The sequence below is a fragment of the Gordonia alkaliphila genome (assembly GCF_039542465.1).
Taxonomy (GTDB): Bacteria; Actinomycetota; Actinomycetes; order Mycobacteriales; family Mycobacteriaceae; genus Gordonia; species Gordonia alkaliphila.
Genome location: NZ_BAABIE010000007.1, coordinates 18,785 through 37,082, shown reverse-complemented (window position 1 = coordinate 37,082; position 18,298 = coordinate 18,785). Strand labels below are relative to the sequence as shown.

Annotated in this window: 17 protein-coding genes; 14 read left to right on the top strand and 3 right to left on the bottom strand. The window is 70.1% G+C overall.

The window, feature by feature from the left end:
- Positions 1-14: 14 nt before the first annotated feature.
- Together ABD989_RS08920 and ABD989_RS08915 are read right to left on the bottom strand one after the other, a co-directional pair.
- Complete coding sequence (locus ABD989_RS08920; protein ID WP_345313214.1) at positions 15-1,040, bottom strand: hypothetical protein; 1,026 nt, start codon at positions 1,038-1,040, stop codon at positions 15-17.
- Positions 1,041-1,044: 4 nt separating this feature from the next.
- Positions 1,045-1,302 (bottom strand): hypothetical protein, encoded by a 258-nt coding sequence (locus tag ABD989_RS08915; protein ID WP_246995015.1) that lies wholly within the window; start codon positions 1,300-1,302, stop codon positions 1,045-1,047.
- Positions 1,303-1,340: 38 nt separating this feature from the next.
- On the opposite strand from ABD989_RS08915, the gene ABD989_RS08910 reads away from it, so the two are divergent.
- From ABD989_RS08910 to rho, 7 genes are all read left to right on the top strand, one after another.
- A complete protein-coding gene (locus ABD989_RS08910) occupies positions 1,341-2,183 on the top strand; it encodes a shikimate 5-dehydrogenase (protein WP_345313213.1) in 843 nt (280 codons plus the stop codon).
- A gap of 51 nt (positions 2,184-2,234) precedes the next feature.
- The gene (gene argS, locus ABD989_RS08905; protein WP_246995019.1) at positions 2,235-3,887 is read left to right on the top strand and encodes an arginine--tRNA ligase; all 1,653 of its coding nucleotides are present in this window, start codon (positions 2,235-2,237) and stop codon (positions 3,885-3,887) included.
- A gap of 9 nt (positions 3,888-3,896) precedes the next feature.
- Entirely contained in the window at positions 3,897-5,318 is a 1,422-nt protein-coding gene (gene lysA / locus ABD989_RS08900; protein WP_246995021.1) for a diaminopimelate decarboxylase, read from the top strand.
- The gene (locus ABD989_RS08895; protein WP_345313212.1) at positions 5,311-6,624 is read left to right on the top strand and encodes a homoserine dehydrogenase; all 1,314 of its coding nucleotides are present in this window, start codon (positions 5,311-5,313) and stop codon (positions 6,622-6,624) included. The genes lysA and ABD989_RS08895 overlap by 8 nt, the downstream gene beginning before the upstream one ends.
- Complete coding sequence (gene thrC / locus ABD989_RS08890) at positions 6,617-7,702, top strand: threonine synthase (RefSeq protein ID WP_345313211.1); 1,086 nt, start codon at positions 6,617-6,619, stop codon at positions 7,700-7,702. Before ABD989_RS08895 ends, thrC begins: the two co-directional genes overlap by 8 nt.
- Positions 7,703-7,711: 9 nt before the next feature.
- On the top strand, positions 7,712-8,668 hold the full coding sequence (gene thrB, locus ABD989_RS08885) for a homoserine kinase (protein WP_246995026.1): 957 nt from the start codon (positions 7,712-7,714) through the stop codon (positions 8,666-8,668).
- Between the two features lie 213 nt (positions 8,669-8,881).
- Positions 8,882-10,807, top strand: a complete 1,926-nt coding sequence (gene rho, locus ABD989_RS08880) for a transcription termination factor Rho (RefSeq protein WP_425556506.1) — start codon at positions 8,882-8,884, stop codon at positions 10,805-10,807.
- A gap of 28 nt (positions 10,808-10,835) precedes the next feature.
- Here the strand turns inward: rho and ABD989_RS08875 are convergent, their stop codons facing one another.
- Positions 10,836-12,011, bottom strand: a complete 1,176-nt coding sequence (locus ABD989_RS08875; protein ID WP_345313210.1) for a diflavin oxidoreductase — start codon at positions 12,009-12,011, stop codon at positions 10,836-10,838.
- Positions 12,012-12,213: 202 nt separating this feature from the next.
- Here ABD989_RS08875 and rpmE point away from each other — a divergent pair, with 202 nt between their 5' ends.
- From rpmE to ABD989_RS08840, 7 genes are all read left to right on the top strand, one after another.
- On the top strand, positions 12,214-12,426 hold the full coding sequence (gene rpmE, locus ABD989_RS08870) for a 50S ribosomal protein L31 (protein ID WP_246995030.1): 213 nt from the start codon (positions 12,214-12,216) through the stop codon (positions 12,424-12,426).
- 145 nt (positions 12,427-12,571) lie between these two features.
- Positions 12,572-13,645 carry a peptide chain release factor 1 gene (gene prfA / locus ABD989_RS08865; RefSeq protein WP_345313209.1) on the top strand — a complete coding sequence of 358 codons (1,074 nt, stop codon included), beginning with the start codon at positions 12,572-12,574 and terminating at the stop codon, positions 13,643-13,645.
- A gap of 89 nt (positions 13,646-13,734) precedes the next feature.
- Entirely contained in the window at positions 13,735-14,610 is an 876-nt protein-coding gene (gene prmC, locus ABD989_RS08860) for a peptide chain release factor N(5)-glutamine methyltransferase (RefSeq protein ID WP_246997003.1), read from the top strand.
- Positions 14,607-15,266: an L-threonylcarbamoyladenylate synthase gene (locus ABD989_RS08855; protein ID WP_345313208.1), complete on the top strand. Its 660-nt coding sequence runs from the start codon at positions 14,607-14,609 to the stop codon at positions 15,264-15,266. Before prmC ends, ABD989_RS08855 begins: the two co-directional genes overlap by 4 nt.
- Positions 15,263-16,513 (top strand): serine hydroxymethyltransferase, encoded by a 1,251-nt coding sequence (locus ABD989_RS08850; RefSeq protein WP_246995036.1) that lies wholly within the window; start codon positions 15,263-15,265, stop codon positions 16,511-16,513. Before ABD989_RS08855 ends, ABD989_RS08850 begins: the two co-directional genes overlap by 4 nt.
- Positions 16,514-16,523: 10 nt before the next feature.
- Complete coding sequence (locus tag ABD989_RS08845; RefSeq protein ID WP_425556505.1) at positions 16,524-17,702, top strand: glycosyltransferase family 4 protein; 1,179 nt, start codon at positions 16,524-16,526, stop codon at positions 17,700-17,702.
- Between the two features lie 9 nt (positions 17,703-17,711).
- Entirely contained in the window at positions 17,712-18,218 is a 507-nt protein-coding gene (locus ABD989_RS08840; protein ID WP_345313207.1) for a Cg1360 family ATP-synthase-associated protein, read from the top strand.
- Positions 18,219-18,298 lie beyond the last annotated feature (80 nt).

Sequence of the window (18,298 nt, the reverse complement as noted above, 5' to 3'; positions counted from 1 at the left end):
CGAAAGCGGTTTCGCTAAACCTGCGCACCCAGGATGGCGGCGACTTCTGGCGAGGCGTAGAACGGCGCGAGGTGCTCGGTGACGACCCTCTCCAGCTCGCCGCTGGCGGCGGCGGCCGCCAGCAGGCGCGGTGCCATCGCCACGGCTCGTTCGACGAGGTCGTCGCGGGTGAGGTCGATGTCTTCGATCAGCACCGCCGCCGGATGATCGGCGTAGGTCGCGAAGAAGCCGTCGACGAAGGCGTCCAGCAGCGCCAGCACCGGGGCGCTCGCGGCGGCGGTGATGGCGAGGTCCTGGCCCAGGCCGGCCACGCGCAGGGCGTCGTCGTGCGGCAGCAGGCGCTCGCCGTGACCGGCGGGGCGGTCGGCGTACAGGTCGAACACCTCGAGGACCGCGGTGCGGGTCTGCGGGTCGTCGAGGGTGGCGATGATGATCTTGTTCAGGCGGCTCATGGCGAACTCGGCGCCCTTGGCGGCGGTGTCGCCGAACAGCTGCTCGAACTGCTCGCCGGTCTTGCCGATCGCCTTGCCCGCCACCGAAGTGCCCAGATTCATCAGGGAACCGACCCCGGGGATGCGCTCGGCCACCGCGCGGTTGCCGGCCAGGACGTCGTTCACGATGCGGCCGACGAAACGCGAAGCCAGTGATGCCACCAGCGGGCTGCTGGTCAGGTCGTCGAGCGCCTTCGCCAGGGTGGGGGTCAGCGCCAGCATCTCGTCGGTGAGGCGTTCGACGTTCTCGCGGTCGATCAGTTCGCGGAGCGTGTACTCGTCGGCGGGGCCGTCGGACAGGATCTGCGCGGCGGTCTCGGCGAGCGTGGTCGCGGCGGAGCTGGCCGGTGCGCGGGTGGCGGCCAGCCGGGCCAGGGTCTTCACTTCCGCGGGGTCGACGAGCTCGCCGATCGTCACCGCGGCGGCGGTGGCCAGGGCATCGTCGACCACGGCGGTCACCAGGACGGGGACTTCGTCGCCGGTCAGGCGCGCGAGCGTCCAGCGCACCTGGGCGTCGAGCAGCTGCTCGGCGATCGTGGGGGAGGTCATCGGATCAGCGCAGCCCGTCGCGACGCTGCTGCTCCTCGAACTGCTGGGCCTGGCTCTCGTGGCCGGGTACCGACGAGATCAACGGCTGGCCGCCGAACTCGCGGTACATGGCGAAGCCGATCAGGAGGACGCCGAGGACGCCGCAGGCGTAGGTGCTGCCCGGGACGCCGCCCCAGCCGAGGTTGACGATGTCGGCGATCATCCACACCACGCCCACCACCCCGAGGGCCACCATGACGACGAGAAACCCGCTCACACGCATGCGCCCGATCATGCCACGGCAGATCGTAGGCTCGACGCATGAGTTCATCTGAGTCGTCGCACGCCCGTGTTCTGGATCGCGACACCGTCCTGTGCGTCTCGCTGGCCGCGCGGCCGTCGAACATCGGCACCCGCTTCCACAACTACCTGTACAACGCGCTCGGCCTGAACTACGTCTACAAGGCGTTCGCGCCCACCGACATCGCCGCGGCCGTCGCCGGAATCCGCGGGCTCCCGATCCGCGGCGCCGCCGTCTCCATGCCTTACAAGGAAGCGGTGTTGGAGCTGGTGGATGTGACCGAACCGTCGGCCGCCGCCATCGACTCGGTGAACACCATCGTCAACGAGGCGGGCGTGCTGCACGCCTACAACACCGATTTCCAGGCGGTCGCCGACCTGCTCGCCGACACCGACTTCGATCGTTCGTGGTCGGTCGCGGTGGCCGGTAGCGGTGGCATGGCCAAGGCGGTGGTCGCCGCGTTGCGGGAGGCGGGTTTCAGCGAGGTGACGGTGGTGGCGCGGAACACGCAGACCGGTACCGACCTGGCCGGCCGCTACGGCTTCGCCTATCGCAGCGCGCTGGCCGACGACGACCGGCCCGACCTGCTCGTGAACGCCACGCCGATGGGCATGAGCGGCGACGCCGCGGAGCAGCTGCCGTTCCCCACGGCGGTGATCGAGGCGGCCCGCGCCGGCTTCGACGTGGTCGCTCTGCCGCCGGACACTCCGCTGGTGCGTGCACTCCGGGCCGCGGGCAAGCCGGTGATCAGCGGCGACGCGGTGATCGCCGGCCAGGCGGCCGCCCAGTTCGCGCTGTACACCGGGATCACGCCGTCGCCGGAACTGGTCGCCGAGGCGTCGGAGTACTCGCGTCGGTCCTGATCGGGCATCCGATTGTCGCCGAGCGGGGGGAAAACAATAGGATGGGGAGCCGTGACTCCCACCGATCTGGCAGCTTTGATCCGCACTGCGACGCTGGCAGTGTTCTCCGCGCGCGAACTGGACGTTTCGCTGATCCCCGACACCGTGGTGGTGGAGCGTCCGCGCAACCCTGAGCACGGCGATTACGCCACCAACATCGCGTTGCAGGTGGGCAAGCGTGCCGGTGTGAATCCGCGCGAACTGGCCGGCTGGCTGGTGGAGGAGCTGCGCGCTTCCGACGGCATCGCCGACGCCGATCTGGCCGGTCCCGGGTTCGTGAACCTGCGCCTGGCCGCGGCCGCGCAGAACGTCACCGTCGCCACCATCCTGGAGCAGGGCGAGGCCTACGGCCGCGGCGACGAACTCTCCGACGCCGTGGTGAACCTGGAGTTCGTCTCGGCCAACCCGACCGGGCCCATCCACCTCGGCGGCACCCGCTGGGCGGCCGTCGGCGACGCACTGGGTCGCGTGCTGGCCGCGCGCGGCGCCGCGGTGACCCGCGAGTACTACTTCAACGACCACGGCGAGCAGATCACCCGCTTCGCTCGGTCCCTGGAGGCGGCGGCCTCCGGTGCGCCGACCCCCGAGGACGGCTACGCCGGCGACTACATCTCCGAGATCGCCGACCAGGTGATCGCCGCGGTGCCGAACGTGCTGGAACTGCCCGAGGGCGAGCGCCTGGAGACCTTCCGGTCGATCGGCGTGGACCTGATGTTCACGCACATCAAGACCACCCTGAGTGACTTCGGCACCGTCTTCGACGTGTACACGCACGAGAACTCGATGTTCGACCGCGGCCTGGTGGAGGCGGCGATCGCCGAGCTCAAGGCCAGCGACAACCTGTACGAGCACGACGGCGCGTGGTGGCTGCGGTCCACCAATTACGGCGACGACAAGGACCGCGTGGTCCTCAAGAGCGACGGCAACGCCGCCTACATCGCCGGCGACATCGCCTACCTCAAGGACAAGCACGACCGCGGGTTCAACCACCTCATCTACATGCTCGGCGCCGATCACCACGGCTACGTGGTGCGCCTCAAGGCCGCGGCCGCCGCGCTCGGCTACGACGCCGACCACGTCGAGGTCCTCATCGGGCAGATGGTGAACCTGGTCCGCGACGGCAAGCCGGTCCGGATGAGCAAGCGTGCGGGCACCGTCATCACCCTCGACGACCTCGTCGAGGCCGTCGGCGTCGACGCCGCCCGCTACGCGCTGATCCGGTCGTCGATCGACGTCAACATCGACATCGACATCGATCTGCTGCGTAAGCAGTCCTCGGACAACCCGGTGTACTACGTGCAGTACGCCCACGCCCGGCTGTGCGCGCTGGCCCGCAACGCGGCCGAGCACGGCCTGCAGGCCGATCAGTCGCACCTGGATCTGCTGGTCGAACCGGCCGAGGGCGAGCTGATCCGCACCCTCGGCGACTTCGGCGAAGTGGTGTCCACCGCGGCGGAACTGCGTGAGCCGCACCGGATTCCGCGTTACCTGGAGTCGTTGGCCGGCTCGTACCATCGTTTCTACGCGCACTGCCGCGTGCTGCCGCAGGGCGACGAGGAGGCCACCGACGTGCACTCCGCGCGCCTGGCACTCTGCGCCGCCACCCGCCAGGTCCTCGCCAACGGTATGGAACTGGTCGGCATCACCGCTCCGGAACGGATGTAAGGGAACTCCATGGCACACCCCGCAGGCCCCCGGCACGCCGAGATCCTCGCTGCTCCGCATCTCGCGGAACGGCCGAGCTCTCCCGAGGCGATGGCCGAGATCCCCGCAAATGTCTTCCCGCGCAACGCTTCTCGCAACGCCGACGGCGTTCTCGAGATCGCCGGGGTGACCGTCGATCAGCTCGCGCAGGACTACGGCACCCCGCTGTTCGTGTACGACGAGGCCGACTTCCGCTCGCGCTGCGCCGACATGCAGGCCGCATTCGGCCCGTACGGCCGCGTGCACTACGCGTCGAAGGCCTTCCTCTCGGTGCAGGTCGCCAAGTGGGTGCAGTCCGAGGGGCTGTCCCTGGACGTGTGCACCGGCGACGAACTGGCCATCGCGCTGCACGCCGGCTTCCCGGCCGAGCACATCGCGCTGCACGGCAACAACAAGAGCGAGGCCGAGCTCGACGCGGCGCTGGCCGCCGGCGTCGGCCACATCATCCTCGATTCGATGATCGAGATCGAGCGCCTCGATCGGCTCGCCGGCGAGCGCGGCGTGGTGGCCGAGGTGCTGGTGCGCGTGACGCCCGGCGTCGAGGCGCACACCCACGAGTTCATCTCCACCGCGCACGAGGACCAGAAGTTCGGCTTCGCGCTGGCCGGCGGCGTGGCGATGGACGCGATCCGCGCTGTCTTCGCCACCGAGAACCTGCGCCTGGTGGGTCTGCACAGCCACATCGGCTCGCAGATCTTCGAGATCGACGGCTTCGAGCTGGCCGCGCAGCGGGTGCTGTCGCTGCTGGCCGAGGTGGTCGCCGAGTTCGGCGTCGAGAAGACCAGCCAGATCCGAGTGCTGGATCTCGGCGGGGGACTGGGCATCGCCTACGTCCCGAGCGACGATCCGCCGCCGGTCAAGATCCTCGCCGACGCGCTGGCCGCCATCGTCGAACGCGAATCCACGCGCCTGGGGCTGCCGATGCCGCTGATCGCCGTCGAACCGGGCCGCGCCATCGCCGGACCGGCAGGCATCACCCTGTACCGCGTCGGCACCATCAAGGACGTGGCCCTCGACGGCAAGACCGTGCGCCGTTACGTCTCCGTCGACGGCGGCATGAGCGACAACATCCGCACCGTGCTGTACGACGCCGAGTACGACGTCCGTCTGGCCTCGCGCGAGTCGACGGCCAGCGCCGTGGTCTGCCGCGTGGTGGGCAAGCACTGCGAGAGCGGCGACATCGTGATCCGCGACTGCTGGTTGCCCGAGGACCTGGCGCCCGGCGATCTGCTCGCGGTGGGCGCGACCGGCGCGTATTGCTATTCGATGTCGAGTCGATACAACATGGCGCCGCGACCGGCCGTGGTCGCGGTGAACGAGGGCACCTCGCGCGCGATCCTGCGCCGGGAGAGTGTCGAGGACTTCCTGAGCCTGGAGGTAGGCAATGAGTGACAGCGGCGCACGCCCGATCGGCGTAGCGGTTCTGGGCATGGGCAACGTGGGTGCCGAGGTGGTGCGCATCCTCACCGAGAGTTCCGGCGACATCCGCTCCCGCGTCGGCGCCCCGGTGCAGGTGCGCGGCGTCGCGGTGCGCGACGCGGCCAAGGCGCGTCCGGGTATCGATCCGGCACTGCTGACCACCGATCCGGCGGCCCTGGTGGACCGCGACGACGTCGACATCGTCGTGGAGCTGGTCGGCGGCATCGAGCCGGCCCGCACGCTGATCCGCGCCGCCCTCGAAGCAGGCAAGTCGGTGATCACCGCCAACAAGGCGCTGATGGCCGTGCACGCCGGGGAACTCTCCGAGGCTGCCGCCCGGCACCGGGTGGACCTGTACTTCGAAGCCGCGGTGGCCGGTGCGATCCCGGTGATCCGCCCGCTCACGCAATCGCTGGCCGGTGATTCGGTGAACCGCGTGGCCGGCATCGTCAACGGCACCACCAACTTCATCCTGTCCGAGATGGCCGAGACCGGCGCCGACTACGACGAGGTGCTCGCCGAGGCCGGACGTCTGGGCTACGCCGAGGCCGATCCGACCGCCGACGTGGAGGGCTACGACGCCGCCGCGAAGGCCGCGATCCTCGCGTCGATCGCCTTCCACACCCGGGTCACGGCCGACGACGTGTACCGCGAGGGCATCACCGCGATCAAGCCCGCCGACCTGGAAGCCGCCGCCCAGTTCGACTGCACCGTCAAGCTGCTCGCCATCTGCGAGCGGATGACCGACGCCGACGGCACCGAGCGGATCTCGGCCCGCGTCTACCCGGCGCTGATCCCGAACGAGCACCCGCTGGCCACCGTCAACGGCGCGTTCAACGCCGTGGTGGTGGAGTCGGCGAACGCCGGCCGCCTGATGTTCTACGGCCAGGGCGCCGGTGGCGCGCCGACCGCCGCCGCCGTGATGGGCGATCTGGTGATGGCCGCGCGCAACCGCGTCAACGGCGGCCGCGGACCGCTGGAATCGACCTACGCCTCGCTGCCGATCGCGTCGATCGACGAGGCGCAGACGCGCTACTACGTGTCGATGCGCGTCGCCGACCGGCCGGGCGTGCTGGCGCAGGTCGCCGGCGAGTTCGCCAAGCAGGGCGTCAGCATCTCGGCCGTGCGCCAGGAGGGCGCCGGCGAAGACGCGCGCCTGATCGTCGTCACGCATCGCGCCACCGACCGCGCACAGTCGGAAACTGTTGCCGCACTTGAAGAAATGGACTCCGTCATCAAGGTGTCCAGCGTGCTCCGCCTGGAGGGAACCAATGACTAAGCAGACCCACGACCCCGTGCACCGCGGCTGGCCCGGCCTCATCGAGGCCTACCGCGATCGAATGCCGGTCGGCGACGACTGGGAGATCGTGACCCTCCTCGAGGGCGGCACCCCGCTGATTCACGCGCCGTACCTGGGCGAACTCACCGGGTGCGAGGTGTACCTGAAGGTGGAGGGCCTCAACCCGACCGGTTCGTTCAAGGACCGCGGCATGACGATGGCGGTCACCACGGCCGTCAACAACGGCAAGCGCGCCGTGCTGTGCGCCTCCACCGGCAACACGTCGGCCTCGGCCGCCGCGTACGCCACCCGCGCAGGCATCACCAGCGCCGTGCTGATCCCCGAGGGCAAGATCGCCATGGGCAAGCTCGCGCAGGCCGTGATGCACGGCGCCAAGGTGATCCAGGTGCAGGGTAACTTCGACGACTGCCTGGAGCTGGCCCGCAAGGTGACCTCCGAGTTCGACGAGATCGAACTGGTGAACTCGGTGAACCCGGCCCGCATCGAGGGCCAGAAGACCGCTTCCTTCGAGATCGTCGACGTCCTGGGCCGCGCCCCCGACGTGCACGCGCTCCCGGTCGGCAACGCGGGCAACATCACCGCGTACTGGAAGGGCTACCGCGAGTACCACGCCGACGGCATCATCGACTCCCTGCCGCGCATGCTCGGCGTGCAGGCCGCCGGTGCCGCCCCGCTGGTCCTCGGCCATCCGGTGAGCGACCCGGAGACCATCGCCACCGCCATCCGCATCGGTGCGCCGGCCAGCTGGAACCAGGCCGTCGCCGCCAAGGAGGAGTCGAACGGCCAGTTCCGCGCCGCCACCGACGAGAAGCTGCTCGAGGCCTACCGTCTGCTCGCGGGCAAGGTCGGCGTCTTCGTGGAGCCGGCTTCGGCCGCCAGCGTCGCCGGTCTGTTGGCCGCGCACGCCGAAGGCTGGGTCAAGCCGGGCTCGCTCGTGGTGTGCACGGTGACCGGCAACGGACTGAAGGACCCGGACACGGCGCTCAAGGACATGCCGCAGGTGCAGGCGATTCCGGTGGATCCGGTCGCCGTCGCCAGCGCCCTCGGTGTGGGGTAGACGCCGCCGATGAGTGCTTCTCCCGCGATCCGGGCCGGCGCACCGGACACCGATCTGGCGTTGGCCGCCGGTCTGCGCGTGCGTGTGCGCGTGCCCGCGTCGTCGGCCAACCTGGGTCCCGGCTTCGACTGTCTCGGTCTGGCCCTGGGCATCTACGACGAGGTCACGGTGGAGACCACCGACGACGGCGTGGTGGTGAACGTGTCCGGTGCGGCGGCCGATCAGGTGCCGCGCGACGGCAGCCACCTGGTGGCCCGGGCCGTGGCGCGCGGACTGGAGTTCGCCGGCGTCTCGGCGGCCGGACTGCACCTGACGTGCGTCAATGTGATTCCCCATTCGCGGGGCCTCGGGTCGTCAGCCGCAGCGGTGGTCGGGGGACTGGCCGCCGCATCGGCACTGATCGCGGCGGATGGACGACGACCCGGACTCACCGACGCAGAACTGGTGCAGCTCTCCGGCGAGTTCGAAGGCCATCCCGACAATGCCGCGGCCAGCGTGCTCGGCGGCGGCGTGGTCACCTGGATGACCGAGGACGGCGGCTACTTCGCGCGTCGGGTCGACACGCATCCCGCGGTGGTGGCGACGGCGTTCGTGCCGGAGTTCGAATCGTCGACGACGGTGACCCGCGGCCTGCTGCCCGACGACGTGCCGCGCGCCGACGCGGTTTTCAACGTCAGCCGCGCGGCCTTGGCCGTGGTGGCGCTCACCGACGATCCGGATCTGCTGTTCGCGGCCACCGAAGACCGCCTCCACCAGGACTATCGCGCTCCGGCCCTGCCGCACACGCATGCGTTGGTCACCGCGCTACGGGCCCGCGGTCATGCCGCGACGGTGTCCGGTGCGGGTCCCGCGGTGCTGGTGCTGGGGACCGCCGAGCTGGATGCCGACGACGCAGCGGTGGCCGCCGAGCACGGGTTCGTCATGACGCCGCTGCTGATCGGCGAGGGTGTGTCGACGCTGCCCTGACGTCGATGGTGCTACACTGGGGCCGTTCCGCCGCGCAGAATTTCGCGCTCGCTTCTTCACGAGTCACCGGCGCGGCCGTCCTTTCTCTCGGAAACACACCGCTGACGTACGGGACCGGTCGCATCTTCTCGCCGCGGCAGAGCATCGAGAACCTCCATACCACTGCTTCCAGTGGGCCCCGCGGCGTCTGCCGTAGGGAACGAAAGGATATCCGTGACCGATACGGACCTGAGCACCCCCGCCGCCGCCCCGCGTGGTCTGAGCTCCATGCTGCTGCCGCAGCTGCGCGGTCTGGCCGGTGAGCTGGGCATCAAAGGCACCTCGGGCATGCGCAAGGGCGATCTGATCGACGCCATCCGCACCCACCAGAGCGGTGGCGCGGCGCGCAAGGCCGCGGCCCCCGCCGCCGAGCCGCCCAAGGCCGAGGCGCCCAAGACCGAGGCACCGAAGACCGCAGCGCCCAAGACCGAGGCGCCCAAGGCTGACGCCCCGAAGGCCGAGGCCCCGCAGGCAGACGCTCCTCAGAGTGATGCACCCAAGAGCGACGCACCCAAGAACGATGCACCCAAGAGCGACGCACCCAAGAACGATGCACCCAAGAGCGACGCCCCGACCGGCGAGCGTCGCGGCAGGGGCGACGGCGCCGACCAGGGCGAACAGTCGTCCGAGGGCGGCCGCAACCGGCGCAACCGGAACGACCGCAACCAGGGCGACCGCAACCAGGGCGACCGGAACTCGGGTGACAAGAACGCCGGCGACAAGAGCCAGGGCGAGCAGCAGGGTAACCGCAACCGTGGCCAGCAGAATCAGGGCCAGCAGAACCAGGGCGGGCAGCAGCACCAGCAGCGCAACCAGGATCAGCACTCCGACGACGACGGCGAAGGCGGCGGTCGTCGCCGCGGCCGTCGCGTGCGCGAGCGCAACCGTCGCGGCCGCGATCGCGGTGGCGACCAGGGTGAGCCGCAGCTGAACGAGGGCGACGTCGTCGCACCCGTCGCCGGCATCCTCGACGTGCTCGACAACTACGCTTTCGTCCGGACCTCCGGTTACCTGCCCGGGCCGAACGACGTCTACGTGTCGATGAACATGGTCCGCCGCTACGGCCTGCGCCGCGGCGACGCGATCACCGGTGCGGTGAAGGTGCCGCGCGAGGGCACTGACCAGCAGCAGCAGGGCAACCAGCGGCAGAAGTTCAACCCGATGGTGCGGCTGGACACGGTCAACGGCGGCGAGCCGGACCAGGCCCGCAAGCGCCCGGACTTCGCCAAGCTCACCCCGCTGTACCCGAACGAGCGGCTGCGTCTGGAGACCACGCCGGAGCGTCTGTCGACCCGCGTGATCGACCTGATCATGCCGATCGGCAAGGGGCAGCGCGCGCTGATCGTCTCGCCGCCCAAGGCCGGTAAGACCACCATCCTGCAGGACATCGCCAACGCAATCACCACCAACAATCCCGAATGCCACCTCATGGTGGTGCTGGTGGACGAGCGGCCCGAAGAGGTCACCGACATGCAGCGCTCGGTGAAGGGCGAGGTCATCGCCTCCACCTTCGACCGGCCGCCGTCCGATCACACCACCGTCGCCGAACTGGCCATCGAGCGCGCCAAGCGCCTGGTGGAGCAGGGCAAGGACGTCGTGGTGCTGCTCGACTCGATCACCCGCCTCGGTCGCGCCTACAACAACGCCTCCCCGGCGTCGGGCCGCATCCTGTCCGGCGGTGTGGATTCGACGGCGCTGTACCCGCCGAAGCGTTTCCTGGGCGCCGCCCGCAACATCGAGAACGGCGGGTCGCTGACCATCATCGCCACCGCGATGGTCGAGACCGGCTCCACCGGCGACACGGTGATCTTCGAGGAGTTCAAGGGCACCGGCAACGCCGAGCTCAAGCTCGACCGCAAGATCTCCGAGCGGCGCATCTTCCCGGCCGTCGACGTGAACCCGTCGGGTACGCGTAAGGACGAGCTGCTGCTCTCGCCCGAGGAGTTCTCGATCATGCACAAGCTGCGTCGTCTCCTGAGCGGCCTGGACAGCCAGCAGGCCATCGACCTGCTGCTGTCGCAGCTGAAGAAGACGCGCAACAACGTCGAGTTCCTCATGCAGGTGCAGAAGACCGCACCCGGATCCCTCGATCAGGACTAGTACCGACCAGGACTAGTCCGGTACAGGACTAGTACACGTCCCGAAGATAGCGGCCCTGCGCGCGGAGTTCCTCCAGTCGCGCACGGGCCGCTTCTTCGTGCAGGCCCTCGTTCGCGACGATGATCGCCACCAGTGCGTCGTCGACGCTCTGCGCCATCTCGGTGGCGTCGCCGCACACGTAGAGCACCGCGCCGTCGCGCAGCCAGTGGTAGAGGTCGGCGCCGTGGCCGTCCATCAGGTGCTGGACGTAGACCTTCTCCTCCTGCTCGCGGGAGAAGGCGACGTCCAGGCGGTCGAGCACGCCGTCGGAGTGGAGACTCGAGATCTCCTCGCGGTACAGGAAGTCCTGGTCCCGGTGGCGCGCGCCGTGGAAGAGCCAGTTGCGTCCGCTGCCGCCGTCCTGGGCGCGCTCGTGCAGGAAGCCGCGGAACGGGGCGATCCCGGTGCCCGGCCCGATCATGATGATGTCGGTGTCCGGTTCGGGCAGGCGGAAGTTCTTATTCGGGGTCAGGTACACGCCCACGCTGTCGCCGGGCTGCACGCGGTCGGCGAGGTAGGTGGAGGCGGCTCCGCCGCGGTCGCGGCCGGCGCCCCACTCGTCGGTGGCGTAGTGGCGGACCGTCGCCGGCGTCAGGTGCAGCGTGCCGTCGTGCACGCTGGGCGCCGACGAGATGGAGTAGGTGCGGGCGGTCAACGGCCGCAGTTCGGCCAGCAGCGCCTCCGGGGTGGGGGACCACTCCGGTTCCAGCGCCAGCAGATCCAGCACGTCGCGGCCGCGCGTCCACGCCTCGAGATCGGCGCGGTCGCCGGCCAGCAGCGCCGTGGCGACCTCGTTGTGCAGCGTCGTCGCGAGGTGGTCCAGCAGGTACGGGGAGACCGACGTGATCTCGAAACCGTGGGTCAGGGCGGCGGTCAGGCTCTGGCTGCCCTTGCGGTCGGTGATCTCGGTGTCGGCGGGGACGCCGAGGCGGGCGATGATCGCCGCCACGAGCTCGGGTGCGTTCTGCGGAAGCACCGAGACAGCGTCGCCCGGCTGGTACTCCAGTCCGGCGTCGGCGATGTCGAGGATCAGGTGGCGCACTTCCTTGTCGCTCTCCGGCGCCGTCAGCAGGTTGTTCTCGATCACCCGCGCCGAGTAGGGATTGCGCCGTGACCAGCGAGTCTTGCGGGCGGGGCGGTCGGAACTGCCGCTGGGCGTGGTCATCGGAGGGCGTCTCCCGGGGTCGTCGGCGGGTAAGGGTGCACTACTAGAATAGTCGCGGGCAACCGGTCGAGGCGTTAACGCCGACGGGTGTGATTTAGCACCCGCCGCCGTCCTGTGGAATAATCGACCGGTCAGTCCGGTTCCGGTTCACATCGGCGCTCTGTGCCCGATGACCCGGCGGCCACGAACATTAAGGACCCCCATGAAGCAAGGCATTCACCCCCAGTACGAGGCGACCACCGTCGTCTGCGGTTGCGGCAACACCTTCGAGACCCGCAGCACCGCCAAGGACGGCCGGATCAACGTGGAAGTCTGCTCGCAGTGCCACCCGTTCTACACCGGCAAGCAGAAGATCCTCGACACCGGCGGCCGCGTCGCTCGCTTCGAGAAGCGGTACGGCAAGCGCCAGAAGTAGCTTTCCCGCGACGCCCGGCTCACGATCTTCACCGATCGGCGGCCGGGCGTCGTTCGCATCCGGGTGTCGTTCGTCGTCCCGGTACCCCTTTTCGACGTTTCATCCCGCGAGTCGCCGCACCGGCGAGTTCAGGAGCGCAGTACACGTGAGCAGGCAGGCCACCGCGATCGACGACATCCTCGCCGAGTACCAGGGACTGGAGCAGCAGCTCTCGGATCCGTCGCTGCACGACGATCCCGCCACCGCGCGTCGAGTCGGCAAACGGTTCGCCGAGCTGGGCCCGGTGATGACCACGTACACCAAGCTGGCCGCGGCCCGTGAGGATCTGGCGGCCGCGCACGAACTCGCCGAAGCGGATCCGAGCTTCGCGGAGGAGCTGCCGGCGCTGGAGGCCACGGTGGCGGAACTGGACGCAGCGCTGACCGACCTGCTGGCTCCGCGCGATCCGCACGACGGCGACGACGTGGTGCTCGAAGTGAAGTCCGGGGCCGGGGGAGAGGAGTCGGCGCTGTTCGCCGCCGACCTGGTCCGGATGTACCTGAAGTACTGCGAGCGCCGCGGCTGGAAGGCCACCGTGCTGGGCGTCACCGAATCCGATCTCGGCGGCTACAAGGACGCGACGCTCTCGATCAAGGCGCGCGAGGCGTCCCGCGACGGCGTCTGGTCCCGCCTGAAGTTCGAGGGCGGCGTGCACCGCGTGCAGCGCGTGCCGGTCACCGAGTCGCAGGGTCGCATCCACACCTCGGCCGCCGGGGTGCTCATCTACCCCGAGCCCGACGAGGTCGCCGAGATCGCGATCGACGACTCCGACCTGCGCGTCGACGTGTACCGCAGCTCCGGCAAGGGCGGACAGGGCGTGAACACCACCGACTCGGCGGTGCGCCTGACGCACCTGCCCACCGGCATCGTCGTGACCTGTCAGAACGAGCGCTCCCAGATCCAGAACAAGGCGCGCGCCATGCAGGTGCTCGCCGCCCGGCTGCAGGCCGCCGCGGATGAGGAGAAGGCCGCCGAGGCCGCCGCCGGCCGCGCCGCGCAGATCCGCACCGTGGACCGCTCCGAACGCATCCGCACCTACAACTTCCCGGAGAACCGCATCTCCGATCACCGCATCGGCTTCAAGGCCAACAACCTCGACGCGGTGCTCTCCGGGGAGATGGAAGCCCTGCTCGACGCGCTGGTGGAGGCCGACAAGCAGGCGCGACTCGAGGAGCAGTGACCTCGCCGTCTGATCGTTCGGGCGCCAACCCTTCTGCCTCGAACCCTTCTGCCTCGAACCCTTCTGCCTCGAACCCTTCTGCGACGGCGCTGCGCGCCCGGGGCGCGGCGGCGCTGGCCACCGCGGGCATCGATGCCGCGGCCACCGACGCCGGCTGGTTGCTGGCCCACGTGCTCGGCATCGAGCCGGGGCGGCTGATCCTGGCCGACGATCCCACCGCCGCGCAGGCTGCCGCGTACGACGCCCTCATCGCCCGCCGCGCGGAGCGAATCCCGTTGCAGCACTTGACCGCCGAGGCCTCGTTCGCCGGCGTGGAACTCGCCGTGGGGCCGGGAGTGTTCGTCCCGCGCCCGGAGACCGAACTGCTCGTCGAGTGGGCCGCCCGCGCGTGCGCCGACGTCGCCGAGCCCGGGGCGGCGGTCCGCGTGGTCGACCTCTGCTCGGGCAGCGGTGCCCTCGCGCTGGCCGTCGCGACCGCGGTGCCGCGCGCGGCGATGGTCGCGGTGGAACGGTCGCCGTCGGCGCTCGACTACCTGCGGCGCAATGCGGCGGCGCAACCGTCGTCGGTGGCCGACCGGGTGCGGGTGGTGGCCGGCGACGTCACCGACCCGGACGTGTGGGCCGAGCTCGGCGTCGTCGACGTGATCGTCTGCAACCCGCCGTACGTGCCCGCCGCCGCGCCGGTGTCCCCGGAGGTGGCGCACGACCCGGCGGAGGCGGTCTTCTCCGGCGAGACCGGCATGGACCTGATCGTCGAACTCGTTCCGTTACTCGCCGAGGGCCTGCGGCCCGGCGGGGTGGTGGCGCTCGAGCACGACGACACCACCGCGGCCGCAACGGTCGACGTATTCGTCGCCGACGGCCGATTCACCGAGGTCGTCGGTCACCGCGATCTGGCCGGACGTCCGCGTTATGTCACCGCGCGCCGGGCCGACCCGGCGACCGTGCAAGGATGGAAACCGTGAGCGCCGTCTACGACTGCAGTGACCCGCAAGAACGAGCCGCCGGGCTGCACGCCGCGGTCGGCGCCGCGCGGGCCGGCCGACTGGTGGTTCTGCCCACCGACACCCTGTACGGCCTGGGCTGCGATGCCTTCGACTCCGAAGCCGTGAGCGCGCTGCTCGCCGCCAAACACCGCGGCCGCGACATGCCGGTGCCGGTTCTGGTGGGCTCGTGGCACACCGTCGACGGCCTGGTGCAGCGCGTCAGCCCGCAGGCCCGGGAACTGGTGCAGTCGTTCTGGCCGGGCGGTCTGAGCCTGGTGGTGGAGCAGGCGCCGTCGCTGGCCTGGGACCTCGGCGACACCGACGGCACCGTGATGCTGCGGATGCCGCTGCACCCGGTCGCCATCGAGGTGCTCCGCGAAGTGGGACCGATGGCGGTCTCCAGCGCCAACGTCTCCGGCAGCGCACCGGCCGCCACCGTGGGCGACGCCCGGGCGCAGCTCGGCGACTCGGTCGCGGTCTACCTCGACGGCGGTCCCGCCGATCACGCGGTGGCCTCCACCATCGTCGACCTCACCGGCGCCGATCCCGTGGTGCTGCGCGAGGGCGCGGTGTCCGTGGACGCCATCGCCGAAGTGCTCGACGTGGATCCGGCCGACCTGCGGAGACCGCAATGACCGACGCCGACCTGACCGACCACCAGCGGGCGCTGGCCGCCGCCGACCCCGCGATGGCCGAGCTGATCGCCCGCGAACAGCGGCGCCGCGACTCCGGCCTGCAGTTGCTGGCGGCCGAGTCGGTGGCGACCCCCGCTGTGCGGGCCGCCATGGCGTCGGTGCTGTCGGACAAGTACGCCGAGGGCTACCCGGGCCGCCGCTTCCACGGTGGCTGCGCGGTGGTCGACGAGGTCGAGGAGCTCGCCCGCGCCCGCGCCCGCGCGCTGTTCGACGCCGAATACGTAAACGTGCAGCCGCTGTCCTGGGTGCTCGCGAACCTGGCCGTGCTGGCCGCCTTCGCCAAACCGGGCGATCAGCTGCTCTCGTTGAGCCTGCGCCACGGCGGCCACCAGACGCACGGCTCCCGCGCCAACTCGTCCGGACGCTGGTTCAACGTCGTGAACTACGGCGTGCGCCGCGACACCGAGCAGGTGGACTACGAGAAGCTGCACGAGCTCGCGATGATCCATCGCCCGCGCATCCTGGTGGTCGGCGGCACCTCGTACACCCGCCTCTGGGATCTGCCGCGACTGCGCGCCATCGCCGACGAGGCCGAATGCATCCTGTGGGTCGACGCCGCGCACCTGGCGGGTCTCGTCGCCGGCGGTGTGCTGGCCTCCCCGGTTCCGTACGCCGATGTGGTGACCGTCGCGACCAACAAGGTGATCCGCGGACCGCGCGGTGGTCTGCTGCTGGCCCGCGGCGAGCACGCTCAAGCCCTCGATCGCGCAGTCTTCCCGTTCCTGCAGGGTGCCCCGGCGATGCACGCCGTCGGGGCCAAGGCGGTGGCCTTCGCCGAGTCGGCCACCCCGGAGTTCCAGGCCTACGCCGGCGAAGTGGCGGGCACCGCGCGCGACCTCGTGGCCGCGCTCGCCGCGCACGGGCTGCGCCCGGTCGGCGGCGGCACCGACACCCATCTGGGCATCGTCGACGTCAGCTCGCTCGGACTCACCGGCCGCGAGGCCGCGGCCCGCCTGGCGGCCAGCGGCATCATCGTCGACAAGGCGGTGACCCCGTTCGACGCCGCGCCGGTCACCGAGGGCTCGGCGATCCGCTTCGGCACGGCGGCCGCGGTCGCCGAAGGCCTGCGGGCCGCGCAGATTCCGGCCCTCGCCGACCTGATGCGCGTCGCCCTCGACGCGCCCACCGACGATCGCGCCCGACACGACGTCGTGGCGGCCGAACTCGCGGCGCTGCGTGCCGAGTAGCCTGTCTGGCGTGACTGGATCGGGAAGCGGCGTGCAGCTGCTCGCGTTGGACTCCGTCGGCGGGGTCGGCGTTCCGCTGCGCGAGCTGGCGCTGGTCGGGCTGACCGCCGCCGGCATCACGTACCTGATCACCGCGCTGGTCCGCGTCTTCGCGGTCCGTGCCGGGGCGGTCGCCGTCCCGCGTGAACGCGACGTGCACTTGATCCCCACCCCGCGCCTCGGGGGAGTGGGCATGTACCTGGGCGTGGTGTGCGCGATCGCGCTCGCGGCGCAGTTGCCCGCCCTCAACCGCGGGTTCGCCTACACACCCGACATGATCGCGGTGATCACCGCCGGCCTGGTGATCGTGCTGGTCGGCGTGATCGACGATCGGTGGGGGCTGGACGCCCTCACCAAGTTCGTCGGCCAGATCACCGCCGCCGGGGTGCTCGTGGTGATGGGGGTCAGTTGGTACGTGGTCTACGTGCCGTTCGCGGACATCGGCACCGTGGTGCTCGACCCGCTGCAGGCGGGCCTGCTCACCGTGGTCATCACGGTCACCACGATCAACGCCATCAACTTCGTCGACGGCCTCGACGGCCTGGCCGCGGGTCTCGGGCTGATCGCGTCCATCGCGATCCTCATCTTCTCGCTCGGTCTGCTGCACGATCAGGGCGGCGACGTGAACTACTACTCGCCTGCGCTGATCACCACCGCGCTGGCCGGTGCGTGCCTGGGCTTCCTGCCGCACAATTTCTCCCCGGCACGCATCTTCATGGGCGACTCCGGCGCCATGCTGATCGGCCTGATGCTGGCCGCGGCGTCGACCAGCGCGTCGGGCCGCCCGGCGCTGAGCGCGTACGGCACCGCCGACATGTTCACCCTGCTGTCGCCGCTGATCCTGGTGGCCGCGGTGGTCTTCATCCCGCTGCTCGACATGGTGCTGGCGGTGATCCGCCGCACGCGCGCGGGTGTCAGCTTCGCCACTCCGGACAAGATGCACCTGCACCACAAGCTCCTGGAACTGGGCCACTCCTCGCGTCGCGTGGCACTGCTGATCTACCTGTGGGTGGGGGTGCTGGCGCTGTCGGTGGCCGCGTGCACGCTGTTCTCCCCGCTGGCCGTGGCGCCCTTCTTCTTCGTCGGCTTGCTGATCGCGCTGGCCGCCACCTTCGCTCCTCGGTTGAGTCGCAGGCTCGCCACTCGCTAGCCTTGGCGCGTGTCCACGAATGCCGAGAATCCGAATCTGTCGCCCGACGAGGACGTAGCCGAGACCGTCTACGACTCCCTGGCCCCCCTCAAGAACGGGCTTCGCTACGGCCTGCTCGGGTTGCTCGCGCTGACCCTGATCGGGCTGGTGATCTGGTGGCCGATCGACGGACTGCCGGGGGTCTGGGGCGTCCTCATCGGCGCCGGCGTCGGCGGCAGCTTCATTCTGCTGACCGTCATCTCGATCATGGCCACCGCCAAGATGTCGCCGTCGATCACCATGGCCACGGTCATGGGGTCGTGGTTCCTCAAGATGGTGGTGGTGCTGGTGGTGATGGCGGTACTGGCGAACATGGACTTCTATTCCAAGGGCGCCCTGGTCAGCATGCTGATCGGCGCCATCGTCGCGGTGCTCGGTTCCGAGGTCTGGGGCGTGATGAGCACCAACTCGCCGTACGTCGAGCCGGAAGCCTCCGGCAGCGAGGTCGGCGAAGACTCACCACCGACGGGTAAGTGACGAGTACCATAATTCCGGGTGCTGACCTGCTACTACCTCTGATAGTAGGAGCGGATCGCACCGAGGAACGAGCTCGCCGC

Bases quoted from the DNA above. Each gene is read 5' to 3' on its own strand.
- lysA (WP_246995021.1), top strand. From the start codon at position 3,897: ATGGCACACCCCGCAGGCCCCCGGCACGCCGAGATCCTCGCTGCTCCG.
- ABD989_RS08915 (WP_246995015.1), bottom strand. From the start codon at position 1,302: ATGCGTGTGAGCGGGTTTCTCGTCGTCATGGTGGCCCTCGGGGTGGTG.
- ABD989_RS08910 (WP_345313213.1), top strand. From the start codon at position 1,341: ATGAGTTCATCTGAGTCGTCGCACGCCCGTGTTCTGGATCGCGACACC.
- ABD989_RS08920 (WP_345313214.1), bottom strand. From the start codon at position 1,040: ATGACCTCCCCCACGATCGCCGAGCAGCTGCTCGACGCCCAGGTGCGC.
- thrC (WP_345313211.1), top strand. From the start codon at position 6,617: ATGACTAAGCAGACCCACGACCCCGTGCACCGCGGCTGGCCCGGCCTC.
- ABD989_RS08895 (WP_345313212.1), top strand. From the start codon at position 5,311: ATGAGTGACAGCGGCGCACGCCCGATCGGCGTAGCGGTTCTGGGCATG.
- ABD989_RS08850 (WP_246995036.1), top strand. From the start codon at position 15,263: ATGACCGACGCCGACCTGACCGACCACCAGCGGGCGCTGGCCGCCGCC.
- ABD989_RS08875 (WP_345313210.1), bottom strand. From the start codon at position 12,011: ATGACCACGCCCAGCGGCAGTTCCGACCGCCCCGCCCGCAAGACTCGC.
- thrB (WP_246995026.1), top strand. From the start codon at position 7,712: ATGAGTGCTTCTCCCGCGATCCGGGCCGGCGCACCGGACACCGATCTG.
- rpmE (WP_246995030.1), top strand. From the start codon at position 12,214: ATGAAGCAAGGCATTCACCCCCAGTACGAGGCGACCACCGTCGTCTGC.